The organism is Mesorhizobium sp. M8A.F.Ca.ET.021.01.1.1 (genome assembly GCF_003998025.1).
Taxonomy (GTDB): domain Bacteria; phylum Pseudomonadota; class Alphaproteobacteria; order Rhizobiales; family Rhizobiaceae; genus Mesorhizobium.
In genome coordinates, this window is record NZ_RZSJ01000230.1 from 1 (window position 1) to 8,791 (window position 8,791).

8 protein-coding genes, 2 tRNA genes and 2 pseudogenes are annotated in these 8,791 nt (G+C 62.4%); 5 read left to right on the forward strand and 7 right to left on the reverse strand.

All coding sequences use genetic code 11. From position 1 onward, the window contains the following. Together EOA36_RS18550 and EOA36_RS18555 are read left to right on the forward strand one after the other, a co-directional pair. A pseudogene (locus tag EOA36_RS18550) lies at window positions 1–320 on the forward strand (ABC transporter permease); the annotation flags it as partial. Window positions 321–343: 23 nt separating this feature from the next. Further along, on the forward strand, window positions 344–1,114 hold the full coding sequence (locus EOA36_RS18555; RefSeq protein WP_127278873.1) for an SDR family NAD(P)-dependent oxidoreductase: 771 nt from the start codon (window positions 344–346) through the stop codon (window positions 1,112–1,114). Between the two features lie 95 nt (window positions 1,115–1,209). Here the strand turns inward: EOA36_RS18555 and EOA36_RS18560 are convergent, their stop codons facing one another. From EOA36_RS18560 to EOA36_RS18575, 4 genes are all read right to left on the reverse strand, one after another. Beyond that, the gene (locus tag EOA36_RS18560; protein WP_127278874.1) at window positions 1,210–2,394 is read right to left on the reverse strand and encodes an FAD-dependent monooxygenase; all 1,185 of its coding nucleotides are present in this window, start codon (window positions 2,392–2,394) and stop codon (window positions 1,210–1,212) included. Continuing rightward, window positions 2,373–3,110 (reverse strand): methyltransferase domain-containing protein, encoded by a 738-nt coding sequence (locus tag EOA36_RS18565; protein WP_127278875.1) that lies wholly within the window; start codon window positions 3,108–3,110, stop codon window positions 2,373–2,375. Before EOA36_RS18565 ends, EOA36_RS18560 begins: the two co-directional genes overlap by 22 nt. A 1-nt stretch (window position 3,111) precedes the next feature. Continuing rightward, window positions 3,112–4,191 carry a type III polyketide synthase gene (locus EOA36_RS18570; protein ID WP_127278876.1) on the reverse strand — a complete coding sequence of 360 codons (1,080 nt, stop codon included), beginning with the start codon at window positions 4,189–4,191 and terminating at the stop codon, window positions 3,112–3,114. A 262-nt stretch (window positions 4,192–4,453) separates the two neighbouring features. Then, a tRNA-Val gene (locus EOA36_RS18575) sits at window positions 4,454–4,529 on the reverse strand. Between the two features lie 217 nt (window positions 4,530–4,746). Here EOA36_RS18575 and EOA36_RS18580 point away from each other — a divergent pair. Continuing rightward, a tRNA-Asp gene (locus EOA36_RS18580) sits at window positions 4,747–4,823 on the forward strand. Between the two features lie 706 nt (window positions 4,824–5,529). Then, on the forward strand, window positions 5,530–5,703 hold the full coding sequence (locus EOA36_RS38935; protein ID WP_348629813.1) for a hypothetical protein: 174 nt from the start codon (window positions 5,530–5,532) through the stop codon (window positions 5,701–5,703). 83 nt (window positions 5,704–5,786) lie between these two features. On the opposite strand, the gene rbsK is transcribed toward EOA36_RS38935, so the two are convergent. The 3 genes from rbsK to ugpC are packed head-to-tail and all read right to left on the reverse strand — an operon-like array spanning window position 5,787 to window position 8,249. Then, window positions 5,787–6,716: a ribokinase gene (gene rbsK / locus EOA36_RS18590; RefSeq protein ID WP_127278877.1), complete on the reverse strand. Its 930-nt coding sequence runs from the start codon at window positions 6,714–6,716 to the stop codon at window positions 5,787–5,789. Window positions 6,717–6,720: 4 nt separating this feature from the next. After that, a complete protein-coding gene (locus tag EOA36_RS18595; RefSeq protein ID WP_127278878.1) occupies window positions 6,721–7,173 on the reverse strand; it encodes an RbsD/FucU family protein in 453 nt (150 codons plus the stop codon). A gap of 26 nt (window positions 7,174–7,199) precedes the next feature. Beyond that, window positions 7,200–8,249: a sn-glycerol-3-phosphate ABC transporter ATP-binding protein UgpC gene (gene ugpC, locus EOA36_RS18600; protein WP_127278879.1), complete on the reverse strand. Its 1,050-nt coding sequence runs from the start codon at window positions 8,247–8,249 to the stop codon at window positions 7,200–7,202. Window positions 8,250–8,526: 277 nt separating this feature from the next. On the opposite strand from ugpC, the pseudogene EOA36_RS18605 reads away from it, so the two are divergent. After that, window positions 8,527–8,791 (forward strand): annotated as a pseudogene (locus EOA36_RS18605) (sugar ABC transporter substrate-binding protein); the annotation flags it as partial.

The window sequence follows — 8,791 nt, forward strand, 5'->3', positions numbered from 1 at the left end:
CCTTCGTGCTCGCCGGCGCCATCGCAGGGCTCGCCGGCTGGCTGCTGGCGATCCGCACCTCCGGCGCCACCGCCAATCTTGGCGTCGGCCTGCTGTTCAATGCCTTTGCAGCCGTGGTTATCGGCGGCGTCAGCCTGAAGGGCGGCGTCGGCACCTTGCCGGGCGTCTATGCCGGCGTGCTCCTGCTCTCGGCCATCAACACGGCGATCAACCTGATGGGCCTGCCCGCCAATTTCACCCAGGTCATCCACGGCCTGCTGGTTCTGGCCGCGGTGCTGCTCGACGCATTCAAGCAAACCATTCGCCAAAGACTGGCGTGAGAGGGCGTGAGGCGAGGATTGGCATGACAGGACGACTGAAAGACAAGGTAGCGCTGATCATCGGCGCCGCGCGCGGCATCGGCAAGGGCATCGCGCTGCGCTTTGCGGAAGAAGGCGCACGGCTCGTGCTGGCCGACAGCGAGGCGGAGGCGGGGCAAGCAAGTGCGGATGAACTGGGCGTCCCCTTCATCCGCACCGACATCTCGCAAATGAGCGACGCCGAGGCCGCGGTGGCACTTTCGCTGAAACAGCACGGCCGCCTCGACATCATCGTGCAGAATGCCGGCATCTATCCCTGGCAGTTGATCGAAAACACCAGCGCCGACGACTGGGACCGCGTCATGGCCGTCAACCTGCGCGGCACTTTCAATGCCAGCCGCGCCGCCCTCGTGCCGATGAAGGCGCAGCGCTCTGGCCGCATGCTCTACACCTCATCGATCACCGGCCCCCACGTCACCAGCCCTGGCCACGGCCATTATTCGGCGACGAAAGCAGGCATTAACGGCTTCATTCGCGCGGCGGCGCTTGAATTCTCCGGCTACGGCATCACCGTCAACGGCGTCGAACCCGGCAATATCCGCACCGAAGCCATCCAACAGCATCGCGGCGCCGCCTATATCAAGAACATGGAGGATTCGATCCCGCTCGGCCGGCTCGGCAGCCCGCGCGACGTGGCCAACGCCTTCCTGTTCCTGGCCTCGGACGACGCCAGCTACATCACCGGCACCACCATTGTCGTCGACGGCGGGCAATTGCTGCCCGAGGGCAAGGATTTCCGGATGGTGCCGCCGTGAGCGGGCAGCCATACGCCAAGAAGCGTTTGCCTGTTGAGTTGCGATCGGGCTCCAGCGCTTCAGCGAATTCCAAGTGTCCGGCCGGCTTCATGCCCTTACGGATAGCTGAGGGCAGGCAAGGCTTTTGTCTTGCCGGACAATCTCGCGCCTAAGGTCAGGCTATTCGGGAACCAACCCACGAAGGCCTTCATCGCCGTATTAGAGTTGGGGAGGACGGCAATGCGCGCCAACAGTGCGGCGGCATGAATGCGAGTGGCAAATTGCCGGCTCCACGCTCTTGAATAGCGTTTGCCGACGGCGATGCGCGCCGTCCGGTCCCATTGTTCGAACCTTGCCAATTCGCCAGCGAGAAGCCAGCTGGACTGCAGGGCCATGGAGATGCCTTCAGCGATGATGGGATGAGACTCGCCGGCGATGTTGCCGACCCGAAATATGTCGTCGGCAAATCGTGGGCGCATCCCCGGACGTATGGGACCGGCGGCAAGCCATTCACCTTCGAGGCTGGCGTCGCCGATCGTGGAAACCGTGGCCGGACACGATGCCAGTATGTGCGCGTGAACGGCTTGGGCCGCGGACATCGCACCGCCCTCTTTGCGCAGCCTGGTCAACACGTCGCGGCGTATGCAGCACGACAGCGATATCCTGTCCTGATCCGCCCACACCATGCCACCATAGCCGCCCGGAAACACCAGGAGCGGCATGAGGTCTCGAGCGAGCGACGCTCCCCTGAAATGGGCCTTGAAGCCAAACAGATCGGATGCCGCGCTGCTCTTCGGGAGATTGGTTGGCAACCTGCCCTGCCCCCAGGAGCCATGCGCCGCAATCACCACCTGCCCGCTAAGACTTGTCTGACCCTCCCTGTTGGCGATCCGGACGATGGCACGATCGCCATTGCTGGCGATCTCCACCGCGCGCCACGGCTGAAAAACGTCGGCTCCGGCATTGCGCGCCGTGTCCAAGAGGATGCCATCCAGAACGTCCCGTCCAAGCGCCCGCCCGAAAGCATTTCCCGCGGCGCGCGGCATGCCCGCTATGATGCCAGGGCCCGACGCGAACAAGCCAACCCGCTTGACTTCCGGCCCTGCCTTGGCACGAACCGCCACGCCCGCCTCCAGACGGTCCAACAGCTCCAGATTGACCGCCGACATGAATTCGCCGCAGACCTTGCGGCGTGGAAACTCGCTTGCTTCGATGATGGCCACAGAACGACCTTGGCCGCGCAAGGCCAATGCTGCCGACGAGCCGCTTGGGCCGGCACCTATGACGATGGCATCGTACATCGCGCAAGTCCTTCCTTGGGGAAAACGCGGAAGGCGTGGGTAAACGGGCCAATTCTGCGCTCTTCACACTGCTGCGCGGAACCGAGAGGCCACAAACCGGAAAGTTCCTTGCCAGCGAAACCTGCGCGGACGCTTGCCGCCGCATCGTGCATGGTGACCTGGTTTGCACCGACAAGGCGCAGGAGCGGGCATGCTTTTAAAGCGACAATGTTTCGGCTCGGCTCGGCGGCGAGGAATACCGGCGCCAGACGGCATAGGGCTTCGAACAGGATCTTTAAGGCGGTGTCGGAAAAATGGTGCAGGAACAGATTGGCCGAGACAACGTCGTAGGCGGCACCCCCGGGTTTTGCGATCCAGTCGAAGATATTGTCGGTAACGGTTTCAACCCGCCAGCCCAGAGCCGCGAAATCGGCGCGCCGCCGGTCGGTGACGAGGTCAACCTGGTCGAGCATGACCAGCTCCACGTCGATCCACTTCGTGGCGAGGCGCCTTGCAACCGAGAGCATGAATGCACCGTCGCCGGACCCGACTTCCAAGATTCTGATCGAACCCTCGCGCACGCTGGCCTTCAGGAGGTTGGACATGATCGCATGTTGAAACATCAGCGAATTTATCCAAATCAGATCACGTCGGGAGCCAATCGCCCTGGGATCGTCGGGAGGCAAATGATCGAGCAGTTCCGGCTGGATAAGACGGCTGTCGAGACCGGTGGCCATGTCAGGCACGGCCGGCCGTGTGGAACATCATCGTCTCGGCCGTGAGGCCGGGGCCAAATGCCATTGCACAGCCCACGTCATCATCCGTGAACCCGCGAAGCATCCGCTCCAGCACGAACATGACTGTGGCGGAAGACATGTTTCCGTTTTCGCGAAGCACATCGCGCGACGGCAACAGCGCATCGGGAGGAAGATCCAGCGCGCGCTCCACGGCGTCGAGAATGGAACGCCCACCCGGGTGAACAGCCCAAAGGTCGATGTTGGCGGCGATCCTGTTTCCCAAGATGGCGCCGATCCCTTTGCCAAGCGCATTCTGGATTGCAGCAGGAATTTGCCCCGACAGAACCATGTCGAAACCGTCGTCGTGCAAGCTCCAGCTCATCAAGTCGCGGGCGTCGGCGTCCACGATCGCGTGAAAACTGTCCAGGCCGATGCCGAACGGGCGGGAGGTCACCGACGCGGCCGCGCAGCCATCGCCCCAGAGGGAGAAAGATAGCAGTTTTTCGAGGTCGGCCGTCTCCTTGAGATGGAGCGTACAGAGTTCGATGCAGACGATCACAACATGGGCCGCAGGTTCCGACAGAACGATGTGCCGCGCCAGTTTGAGCGCATTGATTGCCGCATAACATCCCATGAAGCCGATGATCGTGCGCTCCACGGTGGTGGGCAGATTGCATCGGGCGATTATTTCCAGATCGATGCCGGGGGCGGAGAAGCCCGTACAGGTGGTGACAATCAGATGGGTGACACCTTTCCTGTCTTCGCCCACCAGGAGTCGCTCCAATGCTCGCTCGGCCAGCGCGGGCGCGGCAGTGGAATACATTTCCATGCGTTTGGCCGTACCCGGAAACGCTCCGCGCTTGAAAACACCCGCCAGGTCGACGCTCAGCCCCTCAGGATCACCAGCGGGTGCGAAGCAGGAATAGCGATGTTCGATGCCGCCCTTGTCGGCCATGCGATTGAAAATTGCACGGCGGCGGGGATCTGCCAGCTGGGAGCCCGCAAATTGAAGGAAGAATTCGTGAACGCCGTGATCAGGGACGGCCGTGGCAATTCGGTTAATGAAAGCTTGAACGGGCATTTTCCCTTGACCTGCAGCCACAAACCCGCGGTCGCGAGCCGAGAGGCCCAGTTGCCCCCGGCGGGAGCTGTAGCTCCACGGCAATGGCTATCTCTATTGAGATAAACGCCCGAGGCCCAAAAAACTTCCTGCGAAAATGCCGCTCACCCGTGAAAAAGCAATGCACCGCCCGCACGAAGGACAACAGGTGAGCTATTGCCCGTTGTCGACGTGGCGATTTCGTGGCGCCCGCAACCGGAAAACATCAACTGGGGGAAAGATATGGTGGGCGATGACGGGCTCGAACCGCCGACATCTTCGGTGTAAACGAAGCGCTCTACCAACTGAGCTAATCGCCCGCTCCGGGCCGGACCTTTAAGCGGTCGGGACTTGCTTCGCAAGGCCAAATGAGCGCGAGGCGCCCTGTTCGCAGGCCGGATTTGCGAACAAAATGCCGGCTGTCAAAAAACCTTCTCCTGTTTGGCGTTATGATGGTTTGGTGCGCTTGACACCCGGTAGCGAACCCCTTATCCAGCGCCCCAACGACGAACACGGCTGACACGTGCTCGTCAATGCGCGGGTGTAGCTCAGTTGGTTAGAGTGCCGGCCTGTCACGCCGGAGGTCGCGGGTTCGAGCCCCGTCACTCGCGCCATTTCTCTCAAGGGACACAAACCCTTGGCTTAGTAGAAATGTCGACGTTGTCTGTCAAAGATGCATGTATGCGGATGTGATCCAGAACCTTTCAAATCTGGGTTCGATCTGCCATGCATGGGCTTGCGGCCATGATCGTGGTGCCGGATGAGATTTGCCTCCTGTCAGCTCGGAACGTCGGCTGCCGGCCTGTTTCGGCTCCTGCGTTGACAGATATCTCCCTTGGCCTGATGTTTGCGCCAGGCAAACCGCTTGGGGCTTGCGCTTCCGCCTAAAAAAACGCTTGATTCACCTCTGAAATATCCTGGCCTGAGATAATCCGGCTACCATAACCATACAGCCTGAACGACCCGGGAGGACTTACAGTGTCTATCGCCTCAACCACCTCGATGAGCACGGTGTTCACGGCCATAAGCCTTGCTGGCCTTACAATGGTTGCTTCCACCATCTTTCCCGCCACTGCTTCGGCTGCTCGGCTTCAGCGATGCGCAAGGGAGGGCGGCATTTGCCGACTGCCATTTCCGGCTGAAGTGGTTTTTGGCGACGGGGGCCGCACTACATCGCGCTTTATCGACCGTGACGCGGTCCCCTGCTCAACTCGCGTTTTTGGCGACCCTGCGCCCGGCCACGAAAAGACGTGCTATATCGTGTTACGCGGTCGTGGCGAAGCCGATGGCGGTTACGATGAGCCTCGCCGCGAGAGATGGGTGGCCTGTGCCGACGAAGGCGAATTCTGCGATTTCTATGGCCGCAAGGTGGTCAGGTATGGCGCGCGCGGCCGGTTCACGCAGGACGTGTTCCGGGATGGCGTCGAATGCGACAATGAATCCTTCGGCGATCCCGCTCCCGATGCCGGGAAGCGTTGCTATATCAAGCAGTAGCTTCTCAACGCCCATCGAACGCGAGACATCGGAGGCCGAACAGTCCGGCCTCCGGGGTGGCCTGCGAGCCCCGTGCAATTGCCTCAGCTCTTGGCCAGCAGCGCCTCGACCTCCTGCACTGTCGGCATAGACGGTGCGGTGCCTGGACGGGTCACGGAAATGCCGGCAACGGCGCAGGCGAAGCGTACCGCCTCCAGAGGCTCCACGCCGCGCGAAAGTGCCGCGGCAAGGCCGCCATTGAACGCATCGCCAGCTCCCGTCGTCTCAACCACAGGCCCCGCGCTGATGGCGGAAACATGCTCGGAGCGATCCTTCGTGTGCAGGAGCGCCCCCTTGTCGCCGAGCGTGACGATGACTGTGCCAACGCCCTTTTCCAGCAGCTTGCCGGCGGCGGCGCGCGCTTCATCGACCGAGGAGACTTTCAGCCCGGTCAATTCCTCGGTTTCGGTCTCGTTCGGTGTTAGATAGTCGCAGAGCGTGTAGACGCGGTCGGGAAGCTTTGCCGCCGGTGCCGGATTGAGAATGGTCGTCACCCCTGCCCCGCGCGCGATCTCCAGCGCCCGCAGCGCGGCGTCGATCGGCTGTTCGAGCTGCGTGACGAAAACACCGGCACCACGGATCAGCTCGGCATTGGCTTCGATATCGTCCGGCGTGATCAGCATGGCGGCGCCGGGACTGACGATGATGGCGTTGTTGCCGCTTCCCTCCTCGACGAAGATGTAGGCGGCACCGGTATAGCTGTCCGGCGTATCGATGGCGGCGCTCTTCACGCCGGCATCCTTCCAGGTCCGCTTGGCCATGTCGGCGAAGGCATCGACCCCGAGCCGGGTCAGGAACGTGACGTCGGCCCCCAACCTGCCGGCCGCCACCGCCTGGTTCGACCCCTTGCCGCCTGGTCCCAGCTTGAAGGAGTTGCCGAGGATCGTTTCGCCCATGCGCGGCTGGCGCTGCGCCCTGTAGGCCGTATCGGCGACGAAGACACCGAGGATGACGATCGGTTTGCCCGAGGCCATGCCGCTACTCCGCATCCGGCGGCACGACGCCCTTGCGGAAGGCAAAGCAGCCATAGAATCGGCGTTCGCCGGTCTGGATGACGCAATAAGCCTGCTTGGCGCGCTCGTAGAAGGCGTAACGCTCGACCGGCACCATCGGCCAGGACTTGCCCTCGGCGGCATCGATCTCCTTCTGCACTTCCTTTTGCACCGCTGGGATCTCGTCCGGCTTGCCGACGATCTCCATGCGGGCGGCCGAGTCGTCGACAAACGTGTCCAACGGGTAAAGCGACAGCACCGCCTTCACCACCTGTGCCGCCGAGGCATCGATGCGCAGCACCCGACCGAGCGCCGTCCGGCGCGCGACCGAATCGGACGGGAAGTTGGTGTCGGCGATGATCAGGTCGTCGCCATGTCCCATCGCCCGCAATGCCTGGAGCACGTCGGCATTGAGCAACGGATCGATCCCTTTGAGCATGATGGTCCTCGTGAAGTGCGTTGCGATCAGAGACGCTTGCCGGTCTCGGCGTCGAACAGATGGATATGGTCGAGCCTTGGCCGAAGTTTCAGCGTATCGCCGGGCTTGAAGTCATGGCGTTCGCGAAACAGCGCCACCATCTCGCCGTCACCAAAACGCAGGAAGACCAGGGTTTCCGAGCCGGTCGGCTCGACCACGGAAATCTTCGCCGGCACGCCATCGGGATGGATCTCGAGATGCTCGGGGCGCACGCCATAGACGACGGCGCGCCCCTCCTCGACGGGGTTGTTCGGAGCGACCGGGAACAGCGTCCCGGCGATGTCGACGCCGCCCTTGCGCCCGGTACCCTTGAGCAGATTCATCGACGGCGAGCCGATGAAACCGGCAACGAAAAGGTTCGCCGGCCGGTCAAAAAGCTCCAGCGGCGCGCCGACCTGTTCGATGCGGCCGTCGCGCATGACGACGATCTTGTCGGCCATCGTCATGGCTTCGATCTGGTCGTGCGTGACATAGATGGTGGTGGTCTTCAGCCGCTGGTGCAGTTCCTTGATCTCGGTGCGCATCTGCACGCGCAGCTTTGCGTCGAGGTTCGAAAGCGGCTCGTCGAACAGGAATACCTGCGGATTGCGCACGATGGCCCGCCCCATGGCGACGCGCTGACGCTGGCCGCCGGAAAGCTGGCGCGGATAGCGCTTCAGATAGGGGCTCAGGTCGAGGATGTCGGCGGCGCGCTTGACCCGCTCGGCCACCACAGCCGGGTCGGTTTTCCGCAGCTTGAGAGCGAAGGCCATGTTCTGCTCGACCGTCTTATGCGGATAGAGCGCATAGTTCTGGAACACCATGGCGATGTCGCGCTTTGCGGGCGGCAGGTGATTGACGGCGCGATCGCCGATGGCGATCGTGCCGCCGGAGACGGTCTCGAGCCCCGCCACCATCCTGAGCAGCGTGGACTTGCCGCAACCGGACGGCCCGACAAGCACGACGAACTGGCCATCGGCAATGTCGACGCTGACTTCGTGCAGAACCTTGACGGTTCCAAACGCCTTGGCCACATTGCTGATCGCGACTTGAGCCATCGTTCCCCCATCGGCTCCAACTGGCCGTAGGCGCAGAAGCTAACCAACGCGACCGGTCAGGGCAAGTCGGTCCCTTATAGATAAAAACCCGTCCTCGTTGACACGGCGTTTGGTTGTGAGAATAGTGACGAGCGCCAATCCGAACGCCGGTACTCTATCCGAAAAAACGGAACGCGAGGCGACGCAGGTTGGGGTCCTGGTTTCGCTTCTGAACACGGCCAGCGCCCGGCACGATTGGCACTTCGATTCACGACTAACGTTCTGGGAGGAATAGTCCATGCGAGTAGGTCTTTACGACAAACTGGTCCGTGCCGGCGCTACAAGGCGCGACATATTGAAGGGCGCGGCCTCGATGGCCGCGATCGCGGCCGCATCCGGCGCCGGGCTTGGCGCCCTGACGCGCCCGGCTTCCGCCGCAAGCGAACTGCGCTCGAAAATCCTGCAGATCCCCGGGGTTGGCAAAGGCCAGCCGACCGACGCCGACTTCCAGAAGGTCGGCGAGCTTTGCCTCGAGGCGACCAAGGCCAATGTCAAGGAAGGCG